Genomic DNA, 22118 nt, shown 5'->3' on the forward strand with positions numbered 1-22118 from the left:
CTCCTACGGCCCGAGTCGCCAGAATGATCTGTGCCAAAACTGCGATCGGAGAGATCACCGGTGCGCGTCGCGGCGGTCACCGGGAGTTCCGGCCTGGTCGGTACGGCGATCGCGGCGGCCCTGGACGCCAATGGTTGGTCCATTCGCGGGGTCGATCGTTTGCCGGGCGAATGGACCAGCATCGTCGGCGACCTGCGCGATCCCCGGGTGCGCCGGGCCGCGGTTCACGGGTCGGACGTCGTGATCCACACCGCGGCGCTGCACGCGCCGCACGTCGGCCGGGTGGATGACCTGGAGTTCCACGCCGTCAATGTCGGCGCCACCGAGGCGCTGCTCGACGAGGCCGGCCGCGCGGGCGTCCGGCGCGTCGTCTACATCAGCAGCACCAGCGTCTACGGGCACGCCCTGGTGCCCACCGACCGGGCGGTCTGGGTCGACGAGGGCCTGGAGCCACTCCCGCGCGACATCTACGACGAGACGAAACTGGCCGCCGAGCGGCTCGTCGCGTCGATCGCCATCCCGTCGGTCACCTTGCGTATCGCCCGCTGTTTCCCGGAGCCCCCGCCGGTGCTGGCCACCCACTTCCTGCACCGGGCCGTCGGACTGGACGACGTCGCCGCGGCCGCCGTGCGTGTCGCGGAGCACCGCACGGTGACCGGAACCTTCAACATCGCCGGCCCCTACCCGTTCACCCGCGACGACTGCCCCGCGCTGCTTCACGACGCGGCCGGCGTGATCGAGGCGCGGCTTCCCGGCGTCGCCACGGCGTTCCGCGAGCGAAACTGGGCGCTGCCCCGCACGCTGGACCGCGTCTACGACTCCGGCGCCGCCACGGCAGCCTTCGGCTATCGCCCCCTTCACGGAATCCATCAGGTGCTGCAGACGTCCGGAAACGGATTGGTCTAACGGGCGAACCGTTCCCGGCGTACCGTCGGCCGCCGTCCTCGGATGGTGCTGCGCCGCATGGCCATGATGATCATGTCGGCGGCCGATTCCGGGACCTCGACCAGCGAGAACCGGTCGGTGATCTGGATGGCGCCGATCTCCCGGGCGCTGAGTCCCGACTCCCCGGCGATGGCTCCGACCAGATCTTGGGGCCGCAGCCCGGCCTGCCGGCCGATGCCGAAGAACAACCGGGTCACCCCCGACTCGGGCGCCGACCGGCTTCGTCCGGCGCCTCCCGGCCGGACCTCCCGGCTGCGTGGGCCCCGGTCCGGCGGCGGCGGGGCGGGCGTCGGGATCTCCTCTTCATCGGCGTCCCCACCGGCCGCCTCGTGCAACAGCCGGACGGCGGCGAGCGCGATGTCCTCGACATCGAACTCCCCGGTCAGCGAGTCGAGCACCACCCGATACCGCTCGAGATCGTCCGTCTCCAGGCTGCTCTCCAGCGCCGCCCGGGTCAGTTCCAGCCGTCGCGCCCGCAAATCCGTGACGGTCGGCAGCTTCTCGACCGAGATGCGCTGGCCGGTGAGCCGCTCGATGGCCTTGAGCATCCGCTGTTCCCGCGGCTCGGCCAGGGTGATCGCGCAGCCCTCCCGCCCGGCCCGGCCCACCCGCCCGATGCGGTGAACGTACGCCTCGGGCGCGGCCGGCACGTTGTAGTTGATGACGTGAGTCAGCTGTTCCACGTCGAGGCCGCGGGCGGCCACGTCGGTCGCGACCAGCAGTTCGGTGCTGCCGGCGCGCAGACGGCCCATCACCCGGTCGCGCTGGTCCTGGCTCATGCCGCCGTGCAGGGCCTCCGCCCGGTACCCGCGCCCGTTCAGCGTCTCGGTGACCTGGTCGACCTCCTCCCGCGTACGGCAGAAGACGATCGCGGCCGACGGCGCCTCCACGTCGAGGATGCGTCCGAGGGCGGCCGGCCGGTGCGCCCGGGCGACGATGTAGGCGATCTGGCGTACCAGGGGAAGCTCGTCCGGCGAGACGGACTTGCGGCCCATGGTGATCCGGACCGGATCACGCAGGTGGCGGCGGGCGATGCTGTCGATCCGGGGCGGCATCGTCGCCGAGAACAGCACGGTCTGCCGCTCGGCCGGGGTCTTGGCGAGAATCGCCTCGATGTCCTCGGCGAACCCCATGTCCAGCATCTCGTCGGCCTCGTCGAGCACGACGGTGCCCACCTCGCCGAGCTGCAGCGTCTCCCGTTCGATGTGATCGAGCACCCGGCCCGGCGTCCCGACGACGACGTCCACGCCGCGCCGCAGCGACTGCAGCTGCCGTCCGATCGGCTGCCCGCCGTACACGGGGAGCACGCGTACGCCCAGGTCACGGCCGTATCGGTGGACGGCCTGCGACACCTGCTCGGCCAGTTCCCGGGTCGGCACGAGAACCAGCGCCGCCGGTCCCGCGTCCGTCCGGCCGACGGTCAGCCTCTGCAGCACGGGCAGCGCGAACGCGGCCGTCTTGCCGGTGCCGGTCGCCGCCTGCCCCACCAGGTCGTTGCCGGCGACCAGCGGGGGAATCGCCTCCCGCTGAATCGGCGTCGGTTCCTCGTAGCCGAGGCTGGTCAGCGAGCTGAGCAGCTCCGCCCGCAACCCCAGCCCGGCGAAACCCGCCTCGGACTCGACCGGATCATCTTCCATGGCTACCACAATATGGAAGACGTCCCGACCGCCTATCGGCCCACCCATGACATTTGTCGGGCCGTTCGCACGACGTACGGATCGATGGGACTGGTTTTTGGATGAGATGGTGAAAGGCGTGACAACTACGGCGGATGTGGTGCGGCTGCGGCCCCCGATGAACCGGGTGAGCCCCCGGGCCCTGTGGTACTGGGCGGCGCGGGCCGCGGTGCTGTGGATCGTGCTGCTCGTGCCCCAGGTGATCTGGTGGTTCGCGGACGGCGACGGCGCCCGGACGCCCCACCTGATCGTCGGGGTGGTGTGGCTGGTGCTGGCGGCCGTGCACATGGCGGTGATGCCGCAGTGGCGGTACCGGGTGCACCGGTGGGAGGCCACGGAGACGGCGGTGTACACCCAGAGCGGCTGGCTCAACCAGGAACGGCGGATCGCGCCGATCTCCCGGGTGCAGACCGTCGACAGCGAGCGCGGGCCGATCGAGCAGTTGTTCAAACTGACCAGCGTTACGGTGACCACCGCGTCGGCGGCCGGCCCCATCAAGATCGACGGATTGGCCGCGAAGGACGCCGACCAGCTGGTCGCCGACCTGACCGTCCGGGTCGGCGAGACCACCGGGGACGCGACGTGACCACCGCCGTCGACCCTGCCGAGGAGACGGCCGCCGACGCCGGTGAGGGCTGGCGCCGGTTGAGCCCGCGGATGCTGGCGGTGCATCCGGTGATGGAGCTGCGACGGCTGATCTTCCCGCTGCTCGCGGTGCTGATCGGGCTGCGCAACGGCAGCGGCGTCGACGGCGGCTGGTGGGCGCTGGGCATCGGCGCGCTCGGCATCGGGCTCGGTTTCCTGCGCTACTTCACCACCTCGTTCCGGATCACCCCGACCCACGTGCAGGTACGCCGGGGACTGCTCCGCCGCCGGGTGCTGACCGTGCCGCGGGACCGGATCCGGACCGTGGACGTCACCTCGAACGTGCTGCACCGGATCTTCGGCCTGGCCCGGGTCACGGTCGGCACGGGCCGGACGGACATGAAGAGCGACGGTGTGAAGCTGGACGGGCTGAGCGCGGCGGCCGCCGAGAATCTGCACCGCGAGCTGCTGCATCGCCCGCCTGTTCCGTCTTCGGTGCCACCGTCGCCGCTACCCGCCTCATCGCTACCCGCCTCGTCGCTACCCGCCTCATCGCTGCCGGGCTCGTCGCTGCCGTCGTCGTCGCCGCTGCCCGCCTCGCCGCTGCCTGCCTCTCCGGTCGCTGACGCCGGGTCCGAGACCACGCTGGCGACCCTCGATCCGGCCTGGATCCGGTACGGCCCGTTCACGTTGTCGGGCCTGGTCGCGATCGGTGTGCTCTTCGGTCTCGGCTCCCGCCTGGTGAACGAGAGCCACATCGACCCGGCGAAGATCGGTGTCGTCCACGACTCGATCGGCTACCTGCGGGACCAGCCTCTGCCGCTGGCGATCCTCGTGGTGGCCGCCGCCGTCGTCGTGTTCACCACCATCGCTTCGACCATCGGGTACGTGCTGACGTTCTGGAACTTCCGACTGAGCCGGCACAGCAGCGGCACGCTGCACGTCCGGCGCGGCCTGCTCACCACGAGGAACACCACGATCGAGGAGCGCCGCCTGCGCGGTGTCGAGCTGAGCGAGCCGCTGCTGCTGCGCTCGGTGCACGGCGCCCGGGTCCTGGCCATCGCCACCGGCCTGCGCGTCGGCCGAGGTGGCGACCGTGGCGGCTCGGTCCTGCTGCCACCCGCACCGCGCGCCGTCGCGGTGGACGTGGCCGGCACCGTGATCGGCGACGCCGACCCGCTGACCGTGGCACTGACCCCGCACGGCCCCCGAGCCCGCCTGCGCCGGTTCACCCGGGCCGGCACGGTCAGCACCATCCTGATCCTGGTCGCGCTGGCTACCGTGCTGTTCGCCGACGCCCCCGCGTGGGTGTTCTGGTCGGCGCTGGTGCTGCTGCCGCTAGGACTGTTGCTGGCCCTGGACCGGGCCGCCTCGCTGGGCCACTCCCTGTCCGACCATTGGCTGGTCAGTAGGTTTGGCAGCCTGGTGCGCCGCCGCTACGTGCTGCGCACCGACGCCGTGATCGGCTGGAACATGTCCACGTCCGTCTTCCAGCGCCGAGTGGGCCTGACCACCCTGGTCGCCACCACGGCCGGCGGCCACCAGCACTACGCCATCCCCGACGTGCCCGACGCCGAGGCGCTCCGCGTGGCCCGCACCGCCGTACCAGGCCTGCTGGACCAGTTCCTCGCGGACCGTCCCGTGGCGCCCGTCAACTCGCGACCGGTAGCTTGAGCGCGTGGCCACAGACGACGAGGGCGGATATCCAAGCCGCGAGGACCGAATCGTCGCCGAGTTCGCCGACGGGCTGGATGTGGAGGGCATAGCCGCCCGCTACGGCCTTACCGTCGAACAGGTTTACGCCGTGGTCGAGCGCGAGGTAGGTCCCTCAGACCAGCATCTCCCCAGCCCACCGCCATATCAGCCGCCGGTCTCCTACGCCCCGCCGCCGAATTCCTACGCGCCCCCACCGGCCGGGCCGCCGGGCCCTTACACGCCACCGGCCGGGCCGCCGGGCCCCTACGCGCCGCCAGCCGGAGCGCAGGCCCCCTACGCGCCACCGGCTGAAGCGCCGGGCCAATACCCGCCGCCGGGCGGAGCGCCGGGCCCCAACTCGCCGCCGGCCGGGTCGCCGGGCCAGTACCCGCCGCCGGGCGGAGCGCCGGGTCCCTACTCGCCGCCGGCCGGGTCGCCGGGCCAGTATCCGCCGCCGGGCGGGTCGCCGGGCCAGTACCCGCCGCCGGGCGGAGCGCCAGGCCAGTACCCGCCACCGGCCGGACCGCCAGGCCCCTACGCGCCATGGCCGGGGCCCTATCCGCCTGCGCCGGGACAGCCCTACTACGGACCTCCGGCATACCCGCCACAGCCACCGGCCCCGGGGCAATACGGGCCACCACCGGCCTACGCCCCGCCGGGCTCTCCGGGACCAGGACAGAGCGTTCCGCCGACGTCGGGCTTCCCGGACGAGGATGCGATCGTGGCCGAATATGGCGAGGGCAACGATGTCGAAGGGATAGCCCGTAAGCATGGTCTGACCGTCGAACAGGTCTACGCATTGCTCCAGCGGCAGGTCGGTCCTTCCGAACAGCAGTTCTCCAGCCCGCCGCCCCCATATCCGCCGCCGGTGTATTACGGGCCGCCGCCCGGCGCCAACTACTCCGCGCCGCCGGCCTATCCGGGTCCGGGACCAGTACCTCAGCCGGCCCCGGGCGTCGTGGACGACGACGCCATCGTGGCCGAGTACGGCGACGGCCACGACGTCGAGGCGATCGCACGCCGGCACGGCATCAGCGTCGACGACGTCTACGACGTGGTCCTGCGAAACGTGGACGACGACGACCCGGATTCTCCCGCCGATCCCGCGCCATCGTGGTGAGGTCTTTCCTTTGAGGCGCACGGGGAAATGAGGCACCCCTCGTGACTTGCGGACCGGAGATCGCGCACACTTCTGCGCATGGGTGATGTGACTGTGCTCGGCGCCGGGGCCGCCGGGCTGGCCGTGGCGGCTCAGTTGAAGGCGCGCGGGGTGGACTGCGTGGTCCTGGAGCGTGGCCCGGGCGTGGCCACCAGCTGGCGCGGCCGGTATGACCGTTTGCACCTGCATACCATCCGAAGTTTGTCCGGCCTGCCTGGCTTCCCCATCCCCAAGCAGTACGGCCGGTGGGTCAGCCGCGACGACCTGGTGCGCTATCTCGAGGCGTACACGGAGCGCTTCGGCATCGACGTGCGGACCGGGACGACCGTGGTGGGTGTCAAGCCCAGCGCCGACCGCTGGTCGCTGCGGCTCGAGGACGGCTCCGAGCAGTCGACGAAGACCCTGATCGTGGCGATCGGCTATCTCCACACGCCGGCGCTGCCTCAGTGGCCCGGCCGGGAATCCTGGACAGGCACGATGATTCACTCGGCGGAGTACCGCAACCCCGAGCCCTTCCGCGGCCAGAACGTCCTGGTGGTCGGGCCCGGCAACAGCGGCTCCGAGATCGCGTCGGACCTGGCCGAGGGTGGCGCCGCATCGGTGAGCCTGGCGATCCGCACCCCACCACACATCGTGCGCCGCGAGACGGCCGGCTGGCCGGCCCAGATGAACGGACTCCTGCTGGGCCGTCTCCCGGAGCCACTCTTCAACACGATGGCCGCCACCATGGCAAGGGTAGAAATGCCAGACCTCCGGCCGTACGGAATCGATCGCCCTTCAGAAGGTCTGAAGACCCGCCTGCGCACCCACCGCTACGTGCCGGTGCAGGACGTCGGCATCGTCCGCGACGTCGTGGCCGGCCGCGTGCGCCCGGTCGCTGCCGTACAGGCCTTCACCGAGACCTCCGTCCTGCTGGCCGACGGCACCGCCCTCCAGCCCGACACGGTCATCGCGGCGACGGGATACGGCACCGGCCTGCACGACCTGTTCGACGACCCGTCCCTGTTCGACGAGACCGGCGTGCCCAGGGTGCATGGCGGCCCGCCGGCCCGCCCCGGCCTGTTCTTCATGGGCTACGACGTCACGCTGGGCGGCATGCTCCGCCAGGTGGCGATCGAGTCCCGCCTCGTGGCCCGCACCATCCAAGAAGCGCGATCCTGACTCGTCGCCGGCCGTCCCGACGCCGTCTGCTGAGCAGCCGTGCGTATGGGTAAGCAGAGCAAAGCGTATGGGTAAGCAGAGCAAGGCGTATGGGTAAGCAGAGCAAACGGTGCCCGCGGTATCCGGATCTGTCGCCGCCGTGCGCGGACGGGCCGCAACGGCGTCGTCGATCCTCGCTCTTCGCGGGGCCGGGAACCCGGCAGGTCAGGTGTCCTCGTGGTGACCGGAGTTCTGCACGCTCAGGTGGTGCCCTTTGGTGGGGTCAGGCCGAAGGTCACGCGGTAGTCGCAGCCGCCCTTGCAGGACATCGTGGCGGAGTCGTCGAAGGCGTACGAATAGGCGAATGGTTCGGCCTTTTTGAAGACCTGGGTGTAGTCGACGGGCCAGCGGGACGGCACGCAATTCTCGCGGCCCGCCCATTCGCCTCGGCAGCAGGTGGCGTCGGTGTTGAAGGCCGCGCATGGGTTCTTGCAGGCCACGACCGTGCCGGCTCGGGTCACCCGCATCGCGGACGGGCAGGCGATGGGGCGGGTGCAGCCCGCGGAGGAGCAACCGCGGCTGGTCAGCGGGTCCTTGGTGACGGTGTGGAAGACGTTGATCCACATCGGCAGGTTGGCGCCGTCGACCATGCTCACGTCGTAGAAGTCCAGGCCCGACCAGGCGTCCAGCGCGAACTCGGCGAGCGTGGTCGGGGCCGGGTCGGGCTGCACGCAGGCTTCCGAGTCGGCGCAATACCCGGACTGGCACACATTTCGGCCGCTGCCGTCGGTGTGGCACCCGGTGCGCGCCCAGATGCGGCCGCCCCATCCCGTCGGCAGGAGCACGCTGGTGGACGCTCCGGGGGCGAGCTTCCATTTGGTCCGGGGGATGGGGTGTTCTTTCTGCTGGGTGACTGCCACCCAAATGGTCTGCTGGGTGGCGTTCACGATGAGGACCGTGTGGCGACCGGAGGTGTGGGACGGCTTGGTGGCGGCCGGGGTCACCGCCGGGCTGTGCGAGGCACTCGCCGACGGCTTGCCGGTGCTCGACGCGCTGCCCCGCGGAGACGGCGCGGCCGACTTGTCACCCGCCGCCACAGCCGGGGTGGTCGCGGTGGCGGAGACGATCGGGGCGGCCCCCGCACTGGTGCCCTGGTCAGCGCCGCCCGAGCACCCGACCAGCGCGGTGACCAGAACCCCGCTCACCACCGTCGCGGCGAACCGCCCCCGCGCCGGCCCACGCCGACGGACCGAACCTGCCACCCAGCCCACGATCCCCAACTCCTCTCGACCGCGGGGCGCCTCACGGCACCACTCCCCACGGGAGAGTCCTCATCCACCCCCGAATAACAGAAACCCGAGCCCGGCCTTCCGGGGCGTTGTCCGGGGGCAGCACCTCTAAAGTCGTCCCGGTGGAGACTGCGACGCAGATTTTGCACCGGCTGACTTCCTACGAGCCGGGGCGGGAGTGGGACGACGTCATCGACGACCCGCGTCTTGTCCTCGATCTGGAACCGAACGACTTCGACCGCTTTCCGCTGTTCTACAAGCGGTACGTCGAAGGGCTGCCTCGGGTCGAGCTGCCGCGTGACCTGCCGTCCACCGAGCCGTCGGCCATTGCCGTGCTGGCCGGCACCGCCAGGGTTGCCGCCGGCGAACTCGACCTGGCCCAGCTTGCGCGGCTGCTGCATCTGTCCGCGGGCATCGTGCGCACGTCGAAGCGCAGGAACGGGATCACCCACCTGTTCCGGGCGGCCGGCTCGGCCGGAGGCCGGTTTCCGCTCGAGCTTTACGTGCTCGTTCCGGAGGGCCATCGAGGGCTTCCGGCCGGGGTGCATTGGTATGACCCCGCCGGTCACGCATTGGTTAGGGTCGCGCCCGCACCGAGCGGCGGCGAAGCGGCGATCGTGGTCACCGGCGTGCCGTGGCGGACGGGCTGGCGGTATCGCGAGCGCGGCTACCGGCACATCTACTGGGACGCCGGCACGATGCTGGCGCAGACCGTGGCCCTGGCCCACTCGGCGGGGATTCCGGCGCGGATCTACACCACGTTCCCCGATCGGGCGGTCACCGAACTGGTCGGGGCGGACGGCATACACGAATGGCCTGTTGTTGTCATTGGTCTGGGCTCGGGGCAGCCCGCGCTGACGTCGTCCGGCCCCGCGGTCGCCGGCGAGGTCGACGGGGCCCCGGTGGAATTCCCGCTGGAGACGGCGGCGCAACGGGCCGGCGACGGGATGGTCCTGGGCGCGCCGTGGGCGGAAGGCGACCCGGTCGCAGTGCGGGAAACAGTCGAGGGTGGGCCGGGCGAGCCCGTCGAGGCGGTTGTGCTCACCCGCGGCTCTCAGCGACGCATGGACCCGACCCGCGGCGTGCCGGCAAACGTGCTCATCACCGGGCTGTCCGTGGCCTTGCGCGGGATCGACCTGCCGCACTTCGTGGCCGTGCACGACGTCGAGGGTGTGGCGCCGGGCGTGTACCGGTGGCCCGACCTCGGGACGCCCATTCACGCGGGCAACCAGCGCGAGGAGCTCTTCCGGGTGTCGCTGGAACAGGGGCTGAGCCGGGACGCGGCCTTCGTCGTGATCACCGCGGCGGATGTGGCGAGCCTGAACGACCGGGAGTACCGGGCCGCGCAACTGGCCGCGGGACTGGTCGAGGGGCGGCTGCACCTCCTCGCGTACGCGATGGGTGCGAGCGCGACCGGAATGACCTTCCTCGACAGCGAGATCCCGGCACTGGTCGGGGCGCCGCTGGACGCCATGATCTTCACCTGCGTGGGGGTGCCGGACTACCGGTCGACGCCGGGTGGGCTGCCGGGAGCGCCGGCCGACGTACGCCCGATGCAGCACCGGGACTGACGGCACGGTACCGGCAGCACTACCCCGAATTGGGGGGAAGGCGGGACTGACTCAACACCTGGGGATTCCTACGGTCAGTCCTATGAGGAGAACGCTGAGTTTGGGTATTGCGGGGGCGCTCATCGCATCCTCGCTCGTGGTGGCCGGGCAACCGGCCACGGCGGCGACCGGACGGCTGGTCTCGGCCACCGCCCTGCACACGTACGCCACCCGCGCCGACGTGGACGCGGCGCTGACCGCGGACAAGTTCGATCCGGGCACCGACCGCTTCGGTGTGCGGACCTATCGGCTCATCTATCGGACCATTGACGCGACCGGACGTCAGACCACGGCGAGCGGGCTCGTCGCGCTGCCGATCAACAACAGCAAGCAGCTCCGCACGGTGTCGTTCGGTCACGGCACCGAGATCTACAAGGGGGACGCGCCGTCCACCTCCGACGACGTCTTCCTGATCGGGCCCGCCCTGACCTTCGCGTCGGCCGGGTTCGCGGCGGTCGCGCCGGACTACCTCGGCCTCGGCGCAGGGCCGGGACCGCACCCGTGGATGGACGTGCCGTCGGAGACCACCGCCGAACTCGACCTGCTGCGGGCGGCCCGCGTCTTCGTCGGCGGGCAGGGGCGCCAGCTGACCCGCGACGTCTACGCCTCCGGCTTCTCGCAGGGGGCCTCGGCCGCGCTCGGCCTGGCCCGGGCGTTGCAGCAGGGGGCCGATCCGTGGTTCCGTGCCGCCGCGGTGGCCCCGATCAGCGGCGCCTACGACTTCCGGCACGCGGCGATCCCGTCGCTGTTCACGCCCGAGGTCAATCCCTTGCTGGCCAGCGCGTACACCACGTACCTGCTGGTCGCCTTCGACCGGCTGCACGACATCTACCCCGACCCGGGGTACGTCTTCCAGCGGCCGTACGTCGGTCTGCCGAAGTTGTTCGATGGCACCCACCAGGGCCTGGAGGTACTCATGGCGCTCCCGGCCACGATCGACGACCTGCTGACACCGCGGGGGAAGGCGTTGCTCCTGCATCCGACCGGCCGCTTCGCCGACGCGCTGGCCGTGCTGGACAGCGTCTGCACCGACTGGGCGCCGCGGATGCCGGTGCGGCTCTACTACAGCCCCGGTGACGAGGAGGCAGTGAACGCCAACACCGAGCACTGCCACGCCGCCCTGGCCGGTCACGGCGTCGCGGCACCCACGATCAACCTCGGCGTCGACATCGACTACAACGGTTTCGTCCACGAGGGCTCGGAGGTGCTCGGCGTGCCCCAGGTGACCCGCTGGTTCACGCAACTGAGCAGCTGAGGAACGGCCCGGCCGGGTTCACGAGCCCGGCCGGGCCAATCCGCTCTCGTACGCGAGGACGACCGCGCCGATCCGGTCCCGGACCTGGAGTTTGCCGAGGATGCGGCTCACATGGGTCTTCACCGTGGTCTCCCCGAGGTGGAGCCGGCCGGCGATCTCGGCATTGCTCAGCCCCCGGGCGACCAGGCCCAGCACCTCCCGTTCCCGGTCGGTGAGGCGTTCCAGCCGAGGGTTGGGCAGCGGGCCGGCGCCCGCGGTGACGTAGCGGTCCAGCAGCCGCCGGGTGACCGACGGCGAGACCATCGGGTCGCCGCGCAGCACGCCCCGGATCGCCACCAGGATCTCCGCGGCGGGAGCGTCCTTCACCAGGAAGCCGTCGGCACCCGCCCGCAGGGCCGCGAACGCGTACTCGTCGAGGTCGAAGGTCGTGATCATCAGGATCCGGGTGGTGGGCAGGGCGGCGCGGATCCGTCCGGCCGCGGTCACACCATCAAGACCCGGCATGCGTACGTCGAGAAGGGTCACATCGGGGCGAAGCTCGGTCGCGGCCTCGATCGCCTCGAGCCCGTCGGCGGCCTCGCCGGCGACGGTCAGATCGGGCTGGCTCTCCACCACCATGCGGAGCCCGACGCGCATCATTTCCTGGTCGTCGCAGATCAGGACGCGTGACGGTGACCGGTCGACCATCAGCCCATACTGTCGCCGGCCACCTGTGGAAGCGCTGTGATGGGCGCGCCGAGGGGCAGCGTGGCGACGACCCGGTAGCCGCCCTCGGGTCGTGGGGCCGCGGACAGCGTGCCGTCGAACATCGCCACCCGCTCGCGCATGCCCGAGATGCCGCGCCCTGACGACGGCAGCCGTGGCGCGGAGAAGGGCGTCGCGCTCCCGTCGTTGCGCACCTCGATCCGGATCGCCCGGTGCGGTCCGGGTTCGCCGAGGTCGACGGTGACCTCGGCGGCGACGCCGCGGCCGGCGTGCCTGACCACGTTGGTCAGCGCCTCCTGGACGATGCGGTACGTCTGCACTACCGCTCCGGCCGGCACGCCGGTATCGCTGCCGGTGACACGAAGGGTGGCTCCGTCGACCCCGGCGGCCAGCCGGTGCAGGTCGGCCAGGACCGGCTGCGGCGCGGTCAACTCGGCGCCGGCCACAAGCACCGCCAGCAGCCGGCGCAGCTCGGTCAGCGCCTCCCGCCCGGTGCTGCTCACGAGCTGGAGAGTTCGGTCCACCACGGCCGGGTCGGTGTGCCGCATCAGCAGCGCGCCCTCGGCGTTGACGACCATGACGCTCACGCTGTGGGCGAGCACGTCGTGCAGTTCCCGCGCGATCCGGGTGCGTTCCTCGGCGACCGCCGCCCGCGACAGCGCCCGGCGCTCGGCGTCGGCGAGTTCCGCCCGTCGCTCGATCGATCGGATGTACGCCCGCCGGGCGCGCACCCACTCGGCGAGCAGCCAGACGGTCGCGATCGACAGGCCGTAGGTGAGCAGGCTCCAGGACGCGTCCGGCCCGGCCCCGGCGGTGAGGGTCCAGGCGGCGAAGAACCCGGCCACGGCGGGCAGAGCGACCAGGGCCGAGGCGCGACGACCGCGCACGACCAGCGTGTAGAGCATGACGTGCAACGACAGATGGGCGAGCGGGAGATGCTCGGCCCAGGTGCGGGTGAACAGCCCGAGCCAGGCGGCGGCGAGCACGATCACGGTCATCGCCTCGGGCCGGCGGCGGCGCCCGATCAGCGGCAGGACCAGCCCGGCCAGGATGACGGCCTGCGCCCAGAACGGCCGCCCGGCCGGCGGATCCAGAATCAACGGCACCGCGAGGAGCACCGCCATCACCGGGCCGGCCCACACTCCCGGGCGCCACCTCGCCGCGAACACGGCCCCCACCGTACCGATCGAAATTCGGCCGAGCGTCCTCCCACGGTAGGACGGGGTCGGGCGCCCAGCAGGACGACCGGCGATGATCATGGCTCCTAGCGTCCCTGCCATGCCCATCCTCACCGAGTTCCTCCGGCACCCGCTGCTGACCGGGGCGGTCGCCGCCAGCTCGCCCGCACTCGCCCGCCTGATGACCGACGGCATCGGCCTGGAGCAGGCCCGGACCGTCGTCGAGCTGGGACCCGGGACCGGCGTGTTCACCGAGGCGATCCGGCGCCGGGTCACGCCGGGCACCCGGATCGTCGCCATCGAGATCAACAGCCATTTCGCCGTACGCCTCGCCGACCTCTACCGCGGGGGACCGGTCGAGGTGGTGCACGGCTCCGCCGCCGACCTGGCGCGCCTGGTGCCCGGCCCGGTCGACGCGGTGGTGTCGGGGCTGCCGTGGACCGTCATGGCCGAACCGGTCCGGCTACGGATCCTGGACGCGGTCACCGCGGCGCTCGCGCCCACCGGCATGTTCACCACCTTCGCGTACGCCCATGCGGCCTGGACGCCACCCGGCCGCCGGTTCGGCGCCGAGCTCAAGCAGCGGTTCGGCATCACCGGAACGAGCCGGGTGGTGTGGCGTAACCTGCCGCCCGCGTTCGTGCACCGCGCCACCGCGCCCCGGGTGGCTCGGCACGACCAGCCGGCGGGCCTAAGCTCCGGAGATGGTCCGGGATGAGCTGCTGCGGCTGCGCGCGAACGCCGAGGCCGAGGCGGCGACGCTCGCCCGCGACCTGGAGGGGCTGTTCACGGCGTCGCGGGACTCGAATGCCGACGACGAGCACGACCCGGAGGGCGCCACCATCGGCTTCGAACGCGCCCAGCTGACCGCGCTGCTGGCCGCCACCCGGGAGCGGATCGCCGAGATCGACGACGCGCTGAGGCGGGTGGACGCGTCGACCTACGGCGTCTGCGAGGGCTGCGGCCGGCCGATCCCCGAGGAACGCCTCGCCGCCCGGCCGTTCGCCCGCCGCTGCATGGCCTGCGCGTAGAACGACGGTCAGCGGTACCAGTCATAGACGTACGACGGGGCCTTGGTTTGCTCGGTCTGGGTCGGAAGTTTCGGCACCGCGGCGGTTCCGTACTGGTCGTAGGTGATCAGGTAGGTGCTCGCCTTGAACTTCCCGGCCGCCGGGATCTGCAGGGATGTGGTCGTGAGCCGGCCCTGGCCGTCCAGCACCGCGGTGAAGGCCACGTGGCCGGCCTTGCCGCCGAGGGCCTTGAGCTGGTCGGCGCCGAGAATCACGCCGGCACCCGTCTCGCCCAGGTTGGTGACGCCGCGGAAGTGACCCGGGCTGGTCTGACTCAGGTCGGAGGCGTTCTCGAACACCTCCTTCGTGTAGCCGGGGTCGCTCTCGGCGCCGTAGACGTACGGCTTGCCGTTCTGGGGGATCTTCTTGGGATCGAGCGACATCCACTTCTTCGGTACGGCTTGCAGAGCGGCCGGGGTGACCTTGACCTTCAGCCAGAATCTGTCCCTGGTCAGCAGGACGGTCGTGGTCTCGGTGTGGACCGGCTTCGTGGCCTGCCGGACGGTCACGAACTCGGCGATCTGGTCAGGCGGGTCGATCACGCCGCTCATCGGCCGGTCCGACCCGATCGAGTAGCGGTAGATGGGCGAGCTCTCCGTCGGAACGCCCGCCATGAGTACCTGCAGGGGCGTGCGGGAGTCACCCGCAGTCGACGGCGCCGACGATGCGGGCGCCGTGACCGGGTCATGCGACGTGCAGCCGCCGGCAGCCAGCCCGACGATGACGACGAGAACGGCGAGCCGGGCCGGACGAGACAGCATCGATTGATCATCAAGGACGTAAATCCCGAGCGGAACGCCCATCCGGCCGAGCCCGTCTCCTCCGAAGCGTCGCCGAGGGCAAGCAGTTCACGGCGGTCCGGCCGGTCGCACCGCTGCCTTTCCGGTGACATCATCGGCCGCATGGAACGAGACGCGCGGGTCCTGGCCTCGTCGTTCGGTGCGGCGGCGGTCGCGTACGCCGAGCATCGCCCGGATTACGCGCCGGCCGCGGTGCGCTGGGCGTTGGAGCGGGCGCCCGGCCGGCGGGTGCTCGACCTCGGCGCGGGCACCGGCAAGCTGACCGCCACGCTGGTCGCGCTCGGGGCCGACGCCGTCGCGGTCGAGCCCGACCCGGCGATGCTGGCCGAGCTGCGCCGCGGGCTGCCGAATGTGCGTGCCCTGGTGGGTAGTGCCGAGGCGATCCCGCTGCCGGAAGCGTCCGTCGATGCCGTGCTGGCCGGGAACGCGCTGCACTGGTTCGACCTGGCCGTCGCGGGGCCCGAGATCGCCCGGGTCCTCGCGCCCGGCGGCGTGCTGGCCGGCCTGTGGAACGTGCTGGACGACCGGGTCGAGTGGGTCGCCGGGCTCCGGGAGGTGAGCGGGAGTGCGGCCATCGGCCCGCGGGACACGCTCGGCAGCTGGCGGGCCGCCGTCGCGGGCCTGCCGCTTTCCGGCGACGGCGAGCTGAACGAGTTCCCGCACGGGCAGCGCCGCACCGCCGGCTCCCTCGTCGCCACGCTCGCGACCCGGGCGGGGATGCTGGTCATGCCGGAACGGGAACGCGAGGCCGCGCTCGGCCGGATCCGGGCGTTCCTGGCGAGCCGGCCCGAGACGTCCGGCGGCGAGTTCACCCTCCCGATGCTGACCGGGGTGCTACGAGTCCAGCCGCGATGACGGCGGCGGTGCGGAAAGGTCCGCCTGCGAAGACGACGGCGGTGCGGAAAGGTCCGGCTGCGAAGACGGCGGCGGTGCGGGAGGGGCCGGCTGCGATGACGGCGGCGGCGCGGAAGGGTCCGCCTGCGGTGAGCGGCGGATGCGCAGCCAGGACAGCCAGCCGATCGCCATGATGAAGCCGAAGCTGATCAGCCGGTAGAGGACCACCGCCGCGACCGCGGCCGATGTGTCGACCCCGCCGGCGATCAAGCCCAGGATCAGGGCGCTGTCGATGATGCCCAGCCCGCCGGGGACGATCGTGATCGTGCCGGCGGCCATCGCAGCGCAGAAGGCCAGCAGGACGTCGGGAAGTCCGGCCGGATGCACCCCGATCGCCCGGAACGACAGCCACAGGCAGATCGCGTCGAGGAACCAGTTGGAGAGCGCGAACAGCGCCGCCGCCACGCCGTGCCCGGGCCGCAGGCGGGCGCTCCGGAGCTGACCGAGGAAGCCGAGGATGCGGTCGTCGCCCTCGTCCACCGGCCGGCGGCGGACCCGGTTGAGCAGGTGGATCAGCGGCTGCAAGGTCTCCGGGTGCCGGGCTACCCGGCGTACGCCCAAAGTGAGAAGGACCGCCGCGACCAGAAGGCCCACCAGGTGTTGCCAGTGGGTGGCGCCGCCGGCGGCGATCGCGCTCACCACGGTGACCACCGCCAGGGCGCTGGACGAGAGGATGCCGCTGAGCGCGATGCACCAGGAGGCGACGGCGGGACTGGCGCCGAAGCGGCGCATCTGCTGGTAGTTGAAGCGGGTCGAGAAGGCGGGACCGCCGGGCAGGGTCGCGCTGAGCGAGTGGGCCGCGTAGGCGAGCCGTAGGTGGTCGATCAGCGATACCCGGACGCCGGCCGATCGCAGCAGGTGGCGCTGCATTCGTCCGTACGCGTTCATCGCGGCCAGCTCGGCGAGGGTGGCCAGGGTCAGCCAGCCCACATGTGGCGCGCGCAGCTGGTGCAGCGCCGTGGACAAGGAACTCCAGCCGAGCACCAGCTCGACGGCGAGCAGGACGATCACGGCGCCGATCCCGGTCAGGCGCAACCAGCGGCGACGGTCCACCGCCGCCGCCGCCAGGGGAGTCTCCACGGCGGTCATCGCCGGGAAAATCGGCAGGATCCGGGCCGGGTTGAGGGGCTAGCCGAGCGCGACGGTCGGGCGCGGCTCGAGGCGGCGGGGGTACCGGATGCCGAGCCAGCTGATCCAGCCGATCGCCACGATGAAGCCGAAGCTGAGCACGCGGTAGAGCACGACGGCGGCGACCGCGGCCGGAGTGGCGACTCCGCCGGCGATCAGGCCGAGGATCAGCGCGCTGTCGATGATGCCGAGCCCGCCGGGGACGATCGTCAGCGTTCCGGCCGCCATCGCGGCGCAGAACGCGAGCAGCACCACGGTCAGCCCGGCCGGCGGCTGGCCGACCGCGCGGAAGCACAGCCACAGGCACAGGGCGTCCAGCAGCCAGTTGAGCAGGGCGCACAGCGCGGCCGCCACCCCGCGTCCCGGGCTCAGACGAGCGGCACGCAGCTGTACGAGGAATGCCCGGATACGCTCCTGCCCCGCGTCGGCCGGCCGGCGGCGGAGGCGGTTGAACGCGGCAAGCGGGTGCAGAAAAACTTCCGGGTTACGGGCCGCGTGGCGTACGCCGAAAACCAAAGCAATCGCTAGGAGCAGCAACCACGCCAGGTGCTGCCAATGGGTTGTCCCGCCCGCGGCGAGGGCACTGGCCAGCGTGAGAGCGCCGAGCGCGCAGGCCGACATGATCCCGCTGAGCGCGATGGACCAGGACGCGATGGCCGGGCTGGCGCCGAGACGCCGCATCTGCTGGTAATTGAAGCGGGTCGAGAAGGCCGGGCCGCCGGGGAGGGTCGCGCTGAGCGAGTGGGCGGCGTAGGCGAGACGCAGGTGCTGGACGATCGACGCGCGGACGCCGGCCGAGCGCATCAGGTGGCGCTGCATTCGTCCGTACGCGTTCATCGCGGCCAGCTCGGCGAGGGTGGCCAGCAGCAGCCAGCCGGGGTGGGGCGTGCGCAGCTGCCGGAGCGCGTCGGCGAGCGACGACCAGCCGAGCACCAGCTCGACGGCCAGCAGGGTCAGCACCGCCCCGATGCCGACCGCCCGTAGTTTCCCCCGCACGGATCAAGCGTCCGCCGAACTTTCTCAATGAGCAAGTTTATTGAGGGAGATTGTGATCCACGACTCGCCCTGGTTTAATAGCTGCATTATGCAGATAGCCTGATCGGGTAACCCGTTCCGCATGGAGGTGATCCCGATCTTCAAGCAACCCAAGGCCGTGTACGCGGTGGCGTTCGCCTGCGTCGTGAGCTTCATGGGCATCGGCCTGGTCGATCCGATCCTGCCGGCGCTGTCGAAGCAGCTGGACGCGACGCCGAGCCAGGTGAGCCTCCTGTTCACCAGTTATCTGCTGGTGACGGCGGTGGCCATGCTGTTCACCGGCTGGGTCTCCAGCCGCATCGGCGCCAAGCGGACGCTGATCACCGGCCTCGCGCTGATCGTCGTCTTCTCCGCGCTGGCCGGCCTGTCCGGCTCGATCAACGGGATCGTCGGGTTCCGCGCGGGCTGGGGGCTGGGCAACGCGCTGTTCATCGCCACCTCGCTCGCGGTCATCGTCGCCTCCGCCTCGGGCGGCTTCGCCGGCGCCATCGTCATGTACGAGGCGGCGCTCGGTCTCGGCATCGCGGCCGGCCCGCTGCTGGGCGGCCTGCTCGGCGACATCAGCTGGCGCGGCCCGTTCTTCGGCGTCGCCGTGCTGATGGCGATCGCCCTGCTCGCCACCGTCACGATGCTCGACAAGACGCCGAAGCCGGCCCAGAAGACGTCCATCGCCGCCCCGATCAAGGCGCTGCGCCACCGCAGCCTGCTGACCATGGGCATCACGGCGCTGCTGTACAACTGGGGCTTCTTCACGATGCTCGGCTACGCGCCGTACCCGATGGAGCTGAGCGCGATCCAGCTGGGCTTCGTGTTCTTCGCCTGGGGCCTGCTGCTGGCGTTCTTCTCGATCACCGGCGCGCCGTGGCTGCAGCGGCGCTTCGGCACCGCGCCCTCGCTGTACGGGGCGCTGACCGCGTTCGCCGTGCTGATCCTGCTGATCGGGGTCTTCACCGACAACCGCTGGGCGGTGATCGTCTGCGTGATCGCCTCGGGCATCGTCGCGGGCATCAACAACACGCTCACCACCCAGGCCGTCATGCTGGTCGCGCCGGTCGAGCGGCCGATCGCGTCGTCCGCGTACGGCTTCGTCCGCTTCATCGGCGGGGGCCTGGCGCCCTATGCGGCGGGCAAAATGGTCGACCATTGGAACATCCACGTGCCGTTCGTGGTCGGAGCATTAGCTGTTTTGCTGGGCGTCGTGGTCCTTTCGACAGGCCACCGCAAGCTGGCCGCGGCGGACGCGGCGATGGCGAGCGACGGCGCTCACGGCGACGTCTCCGGCGAGGTCGCCGACGAGTTCGGGGGCGCCCCCGACGCGATCGACTTCGAGCGCGAGGTCGAGCGCGCCTGAATGTGGCGAACCTCCGTTGCTGAACGGTTACCGTCAGAATAAAGTGGACGAAGCTGAACAACGATCGTTCAGCAACGGAGGTCCCGTCATGTATGACGACGAGCTGCAGCCACGCACCCGAGCCGTCCCCGAGCGCTGCACCGACGGCCCCGGGGCGATCCTGGTGGGCGTGGACGGGTCCACATCCTCCCTGCGTGCGGCCGCCTACGCGGCCGGCCTGGCCCGGCGGCAGCGATCCAAGCTGGTCGTCGTCTACGTCCGCCCGCCGGCGTCGTACGCCCTGCCGGTCGCGGGGGCCGCGGTCACCGTGCTCCAGGCGCAGGACGCGATCGAGCAGGAGCTGCGGACGGCCATGGAGCAGCGGGTCGCCGCCCTGGACGTCGACGTCGAGCTGGTCGTGCGCACCGGCGAGCCGTACGCGGAACTGCTCGACGTGGCCCAGATGATCCATGCCGACGCGGTGATCGTCGGCCGCTCCACCAAGATCCTGCACCGCATCATGGGCTCGCTGGCGGTGAAGCTGACCCGCTGCGGCCGCTGGCCGGTGACCGTCGTTCCCTGATACTCAGGTTGACGATATATACCGGCCGACGTAGTGTCTCCGGTCATGCAGGAGCCCACGTTCTTGATCCTTACCGCCCTGGCGGCGGAGCCCGCCCATGGGTACGGCGTGATCCGGGCCGTCGAGGAGCTGTCGCAGGGCGAGGTGGTGCTGCGGCCGGGCACGCTCTACGGGGCGCTCGACCGGCTCACCGAGCAGGGCCTCATCGCCGTCGACCGGGAGGAATCGGTCGACGGCCGGCTGCGCCGCTATTACAAGCTCACCGACGCGGGTACGGCGGCGCTCGTGGCCCAGGTGCAGCGGCTCCGGCGCAATGCGGACGCGGCGGCGGCACGGCTGCGCCTGGCCTTCGTGGCGGCATCTCTGCGCCTCGCGTTCGTGGCGGCATCTCTGCGCCTTGCGTTCGGGGCGGCGCTTCTGCGCCTTGCGTTCGTGGCGGCATCTCTGCGCCTTGCGTTCGGGGCGGCGCTTCTGCGCCTCGCGTTCGGGGTGGCTCGATGACGGCGCGGCTCGAGCGTCGCTACCGGCGGCTGCTCCGGGCCTACCCGAAGGCGTACCGGGACCACCGCGGGTCCGAGATGGTCACCACCCTGCTCGACCTGGCCGAGGCAGGCGACGGCGGGCCCGGCTTCCGGCTGAGCGTGCATCTGATCCTCGCCGGTCTGCGGCAACGATTCCGGCTGCCCGCCCGGCGGCCTCTCGCCTGGCTGGGCGCCCTGCTCGCGGCGGTGGCGCTGGGCGCGTTCGGCGCCGCCGGCGGCACCTGGCTGGGCTGGCAGACGGCCGCATCGATCCCGTCCCACGTTTCGTTGCGGGCATTGAACGCCGCGATCACCGGCATGCCCGCACCCGCCGCCGTCTACACCGACCTGTCGGCGATGAAGGGCCCGGGCACCCTGGTCCGGGCCGACGGCAGCAGCGACTATTCGGCCGAGCGGGTCCGCTCGGCGCTGACCTCGGCCGGCTGGCGGATCACCTCGTTCCGCGAGGAGGACGGCGCCATCGTCGTCGGCGACCTCCGCGACGGCCAGGACGCGCCGGCCAAGTCGGTCTACTACACCGCGACCAAGGGCGGACTGAAGCTGCAGGGCGACGGCACCGTCATCGTCGGTGGCGCCGACCGTGGTCTGACCGGACAAGCTTCATACGGTACGGAGGTCTGGCCGCGGGAGCCGGCCGTCGTGCGACCGCTGACGATCGCCGGACTGGTCGTCGGCGCCCTGGCCGGATGGCTGCTGGCGGCGTCGGCCGCGGCCCGGCTGAGCCGCAGCGGACGACTCCGGCGGTGGCTCGCGGCCGGGCTGTCCGCGGCCGGCCTCGCCGCCATCGCGGTTCCCGCCTACCAGCACTACCGGGACACGTACCAGGTGATGGTCTACGCCCAGGGCTCGCCGTACCCGTACATCGTCGACGGCCCGCGCGACGCCGGGCTCACCCTCATCTGCACCGTGATCGGCCTGCTCGCCATCGCCGCCGCCGTCGCCCTGACGCGAACCCGCCGCGCACCCGCACCGCTCGTCGCCGTCGCCGACAGCGACTGATCAGCGGTGGTGGTGCCGGCCCCGCGCGAGCGGACGAAGCATGATGAAGAAGAACAGGAAACCGGGCCACAGGAAGTGTCCGCCGGACAGCAGCACCACTCCGACCAGCGCCGCTGCCGCCAGCACCGCCGCCGAGACGACCGCGGCCTTCCGGCGCCGGTCCCGCACGACGGCCCTCTTCGCCTCGGGCAGCTCGGCCAGCGCGTAGCGGCCGTTCTCGGGGAGGTCGGCGGTGAACTGCCCCAGGTCGTCCCGGTAGACGGCGGCGTAGACCGCGGCCAGGCGCTGCTCACCCTCGTCGAGCGTGAGCCGCCCCTCGCCCATCGCGGTCCCCAGGATGTGCGCCACCTGCTCCCGCTCACCATCCGAGGCGCGGATCCGCTGCCCGTCGGACCCGGGTGTGTGCTGCGGTGCCATGCTCCCAGCATGACACCGAGCCGCCGGTCGCCGAACGGTCAGCCGACCTGGCTTCGTAGCGAATGGTCATACCGAGCCTATGT

Annotated in this window: 22 protein-coding genes; 14 read left to right on the forward strand and 8 right to left on the reverse strand. The window is 71.6% G+C overall.

Going from position 1 to position 22118, the window contains the following annotated elements; translation table 11 throughout:
- Positions 1-60: 60 nt before the first annotated feature.
- On the forward strand, positions 61-906 hold the full coding sequence (locus A3CQ_RS0110045) for an NAD-dependent epimerase/dehydratase family protein (protein ID WP_020510802.1): 846 nt from the start codon (positions 61-63) through the stop codon (positions 904-906).
- Here A3CQ_RS0110045 and A3CQ_RS0110050 read toward each other — a convergent pair.
- The gene (locus tag A3CQ_RS0110050; RefSeq protein WP_020510803.1) at positions 903-2582 is read right to left on the reverse strand and encodes a DEAD/DEAH box helicase; all 1680 of its coding nucleotides are present in this window, start codon (positions 2580-2582) and stop codon (positions 903-905) included. The genes A3CQ_RS0110045 and A3CQ_RS0110050 overlap by 4 nt on opposite strands.
- A gap of 118 nt (positions 2583-2700) precedes the next feature.
- Between A3CQ_RS0110050 and A3CQ_RS0110055 the strand changes: the two genes are divergently transcribed.
- From A3CQ_RS0110055 to A3CQ_RS0110070, 4 genes are all read left to right on the forward strand, one after another.
- Positions 2701-3207 carry a PH domain-containing protein gene (locus A3CQ_RS0110055; RefSeq protein WP_026205514.1) on the forward strand — a complete coding sequence of 169 codons (507 nt, stop codon included), beginning with the start codon at positions 2701-2703 and terminating at the stop codon, positions 3205-3207.
- Positions 3204-4880: a PH domain-containing protein gene (locus A3CQ_RS0110060; RefSeq protein ID WP_020510805.1), complete on the forward strand. Its 1677-nt coding sequence runs from the start codon at positions 3204-3206 to the stop codon at positions 4878-4880. Before A3CQ_RS0110055 ends, A3CQ_RS0110060 begins: the two co-directional genes overlap by 4 nt.
- Before the next feature lie 742 nt (positions 4881-5622).
- On the forward strand, positions 5623-6021 hold the full coding sequence (locus A3CQ_RS60645) for a hypothetical protein (RefSeq protein ID WP_157295618.1): 399 nt from the start codon (positions 5623-5625) through the stop codon (positions 6019-6021).
- 78 nt (positions 6022-6099) lie between these two features.
- Positions 6100-7221 carry a flavin-containing monooxygenase gene (locus A3CQ_RS0110070; protein ID WP_040432105.1) on the forward strand — a complete coding sequence of 374 codons (1122 nt, stop codon included), beginning with the start codon at positions 6100-6102 and terminating at the stop codon, positions 7219-7221.
- A 239-nt stretch (positions 7222-7460) separates the two neighbouring features.
- On the opposite strand, the gene A3CQ_RS0110075 is transcribed toward A3CQ_RS0110070, so the two are convergent.
- Positions 7461-8462 carry a thaumatin family protein gene (locus A3CQ_RS0110075; RefSeq protein WP_157295620.1) on the reverse strand — a complete coding sequence of 334 codons (1002 nt, stop codon included), beginning with the start codon at positions 8460-8462 and terminating at the stop codon, positions 7461-7463.
- 149 nt (positions 8463-8611) lie between these two features.
- On the opposite strand from A3CQ_RS0110075, the gene A3CQ_RS0110080 reads away from it, so the two are divergent.
- The gene (locus tag A3CQ_RS0110080; protein WP_211216514.1) at positions 8612-10060 is read left to right on the forward strand and encodes a nitroreductase family protein; all 1449 of its coding nucleotides are present in this window, start codon (positions 8612-8614) and stop codon (positions 10058-10060) included.
- 82 nt (positions 10061-10142) lie between these two features.
- Entirely contained in the window at positions 10143-11354 is a 1212-nt protein-coding gene (locus A3CQ_RS0110085) for an alpha/beta hydrolase family protein (protein WP_085944306.1), read from the forward strand.
- Positions 11355-11372: 18 nt separating this feature from the next.
- Here A3CQ_RS0110085 and A3CQ_RS0110090 read toward each other — a convergent pair whose 3' ends face one another.
- Entirely contained in the window at positions 11373-12041 is a 669-nt protein-coding gene (locus A3CQ_RS0110090; RefSeq protein ID WP_020510811.1) for a response regulator, read from the reverse strand.
- The gene (locus tag A3CQ_RS52215) at positions 12041-13228 is read right to left on the reverse strand and encodes a sensor histidine kinase (RefSeq protein WP_157295625.1); all 1188 of its coding nucleotides are present in this window, start codon (positions 13226-13228) and stop codon (positions 12041-12043) included. Before A3CQ_RS52215 ends, A3CQ_RS0110090 begins: the two co-directional genes overlap by 1 nt.
- A gap of 109 nt (positions 13229-13337) precedes the next feature.
- On the opposite strand from A3CQ_RS52215, the gene A3CQ_RS0110100 reads away from it, so the two are divergent.
- The gene (locus A3CQ_RS0110100) at positions 13338-13955 is read left to right on the forward strand and encodes a class I SAM-dependent methyltransferase (RefSeq protein ID WP_020510813.1); all 618 of its coding nucleotides are present in this window, start codon (positions 13338-13340) and stop codon (positions 13953-13955) included.
- Positions 13942-14268, forward strand: a complete 327-nt coding sequence (locus A3CQ_RS0110105) for a TraR/DksA family transcriptional regulator (RefSeq protein WP_020510814.1) — start codon at positions 13942-13944, stop codon at positions 14266-14268. The genes A3CQ_RS0110100 and A3CQ_RS0110105 overlap by 14 nt, the downstream gene beginning before the upstream one ends.
- 8 nt (positions 14269-14276) lie before the next feature.
- On the opposite strand, the gene A3CQ_RS0110110 is transcribed toward A3CQ_RS0110105, so the two are convergent.
- Positions 14277-15068 (reverse strand): hypothetical protein, encoded by a 792-nt coding sequence (locus tag A3CQ_RS0110110; RefSeq protein WP_020510815.1) that lies wholly within the window; start codon positions 15066-15068, stop codon positions 14277-14279.
- A 141-nt stretch (positions 15069-15209) separates the two neighbouring features.
- On the opposite strand from A3CQ_RS0110110, the gene A3CQ_RS0110115 reads away from it, so the two are divergent.
- Positions 15210-15962, forward strand: a complete 753-nt coding sequence (locus A3CQ_RS0110115; RefSeq protein ID WP_020510816.1) for a class I SAM-dependent methyltransferase — start codon at positions 15210-15212, stop codon at positions 15960-15962.
- Here A3CQ_RS0110115 and A3CQ_RS0110120 read toward each other — a convergent pair.
- Entirely contained in the window at positions 15942-17090 is a 1149-nt protein-coding gene (locus A3CQ_RS0110120; RefSeq protein WP_157295627.1) for a lysylphosphatidylglycerol synthase transmembrane domain-containing protein, read from the reverse strand. The genes A3CQ_RS0110115 and A3CQ_RS0110120 overlap by 21 nt on opposite strands.
- A gap of 39 nt (positions 17091-17129) precedes the next feature.
- Positions 17130-18125: a lysylphosphatidylglycerol synthase transmembrane domain-containing protein gene (locus A3CQ_RS0110125; RefSeq protein ID WP_020510818.1), complete on the reverse strand. Its 996-nt coding sequence runs from the start codon at positions 18123-18125 to the stop codon at positions 17130-17132.
- A gap of 121 nt (positions 18126-18246) precedes the next feature.
- On the opposite strand from A3CQ_RS0110125, the gene A3CQ_RS0110130 reads away from it, so the two are divergent.
- The 4 genes from A3CQ_RS0110130 to A3CQ_RS57220 all read left to right on the forward strand — a co-directional run bounded on the left by A3CQ_RS0110130 (position 18247) and on the right by A3CQ_RS57220 (position 21618).
- On the forward strand, positions 18247-19515 hold the full coding sequence (locus tag A3CQ_RS0110130; protein WP_020510819.1) for an MFS transporter: 1269 nt from the start codon (positions 18247-18249) through the stop codon (positions 19513-19515).
- Positions 19516-19603: 88 nt separating this feature from the next.
- Complete coding sequence (locus A3CQ_RS0110135; RefSeq protein ID WP_020510820.1) at positions 19604-20077, forward strand: universal stress protein; 474 nt, start codon at positions 19604-19606, stop codon at positions 20075-20077.
- A gap of 45 nt (positions 20078-20122) precedes the next feature.
- A complete protein-coding gene (locus A3CQ_RS52220) occupies positions 20123-20578 on the forward strand; it encodes a PadR family transcriptional regulator (RefSeq protein ID WP_020510821.1) in 456 nt (151 codons plus the stop codon).
- The gene (locus tag A3CQ_RS57220) at positions 20575-21618 is read left to right on the forward strand and encodes a hypothetical protein (protein WP_020510822.1); all 1044 of its coding nucleotides are present in this window, start codon (positions 20575-20577) and stop codon (positions 21616-21618) included. Before A3CQ_RS52220 ends, A3CQ_RS57220 begins: the two co-directional genes overlap by 4 nt.
- Here the strand turns inward: A3CQ_RS57220 and A3CQ_RS0110150 are convergent, their stop codons facing one another.
- On the reverse strand, positions 21619-22035 hold the full coding sequence (locus tag A3CQ_RS0110150) for a DUF1707 SHOCT-like domain-containing protein (protein WP_020510823.1): 417 nt from the start codon (positions 22033-22035) through the stop codon (positions 21619-21621).
- Positions 22036-22118 lie beyond the last annotated feature (83 nt).

Source organism: Paractinoplanes globisporus DSM 43857 (genome assembly GCF_000379645.1).
Lineage (GTDB): Bacteria > Actinomycetota > Actinomycetes > Mycobacteriales > Micromonosporaceae > Actinoplanes > Actinoplanes globisporus.

Excerpts from the sequence above, each read along its gene's own strand:
- A3CQ_RS0110050 (WP_020510803.1), bottom strand. The coding sequence starts at position 2,582 with ATGGAAGATGATCCGGTCGAGTCCGAGGCGGGTTTCGCCGGGCTGGGG.
- A3CQ_RS0110070 (WP_040432105.1), top strand. The coding sequence starts at position 6,100 with ATGGGTGATGTGACTGTGCTCGGCGCCGGGGCCGCCGGGCTGGCCGTG.
- A3CQ_RS0110085 (WP_085944306.1), top strand. The coding sequence starts at position 10,143 with ATGAGGAGAACGCTGAGTTTGGGTATTGCGGGGGCGCTCATCGCATCC.
- A3CQ_RS0110090 (WP_020510811.1), bottom strand. The coding sequence starts at position 12,041 with ATGGTCGACCGGTCACCGTCACGCGTCCTGATCTGCGACGACCAGGAA.
- A3CQ_RS0110100 (WP_020510813.1), top strand. The coding sequence starts at position 13,338 with ATGCCCATCCTCACCGAGTTCCTCCGGCACCCGCTGCTGACCGGGGCG.
- A3CQ_RS0110105 (WP_020510814.1), top strand. The coding sequence starts at position 13,942 with ATGGTCCGGGATGAGCTGCTGCGGCTGCGCGCGAACGCCGAGGCCGAG.
- A3CQ_RS0110110 (WP_020510815.1), bottom strand. The coding sequence starts at position 15,068 with ATGCTGTCTCGTCCGGCCCGGCTCGCCGTTCTCGTCGTCATCGTCGGG.
- A3CQ_RS0110115 (WP_020510816.1), top strand. The coding sequence starts at position 15,210 with ATGGAACGAGACGCGCGGGTCCTGGCCTCGTCGTTCGGTGCGGCGGCG.
- A3CQ_RS0110120 (WP_157295627.1), bottom strand. The coding sequence starts at position 17,090 with ATGACCGCCGTGGAGACTCCCCTGGCGGCGGCGGCGGTGGACCGTCGC.
- A3CQ_RS0110130 (WP_020510819.1), top strand. The coding sequence starts at position 18,247 with ATGGAGGTGATCCCGATCTTCAAGCAACCCAAGGCCGTGTACGCGGTG.
- A3CQ_RS0110135 (WP_020510820.1), top strand. The coding sequence starts at position 19,604 with ATGTATGACGACGAGCTGCAGCCACGCACCCGAGCCGTCCCCGAGCGC.
- A3CQ_RS52220 (WP_020510821.1), top strand. The coding sequence starts at position 20,123 with ATGCAGGAGCCCACGTTCTTGATCCTTACCGCCCTGGCGGCGGAGCCC.
- A3CQ_RS57220 (WP_020510822.1), top strand. The coding sequence starts at position 20,575 with ATGACGGCGCGGCTCGAGCGTCGCTACCGGCGGCTGCTCCGGGCCTAC.
- A3CQ_RS0110150 (WP_020510823.1), bottom strand. The coding sequence starts at position 22,035 with ATGGCACCGCAGCACACACCCGGGTCCGACGGGCAGCGGATCCGCGCC.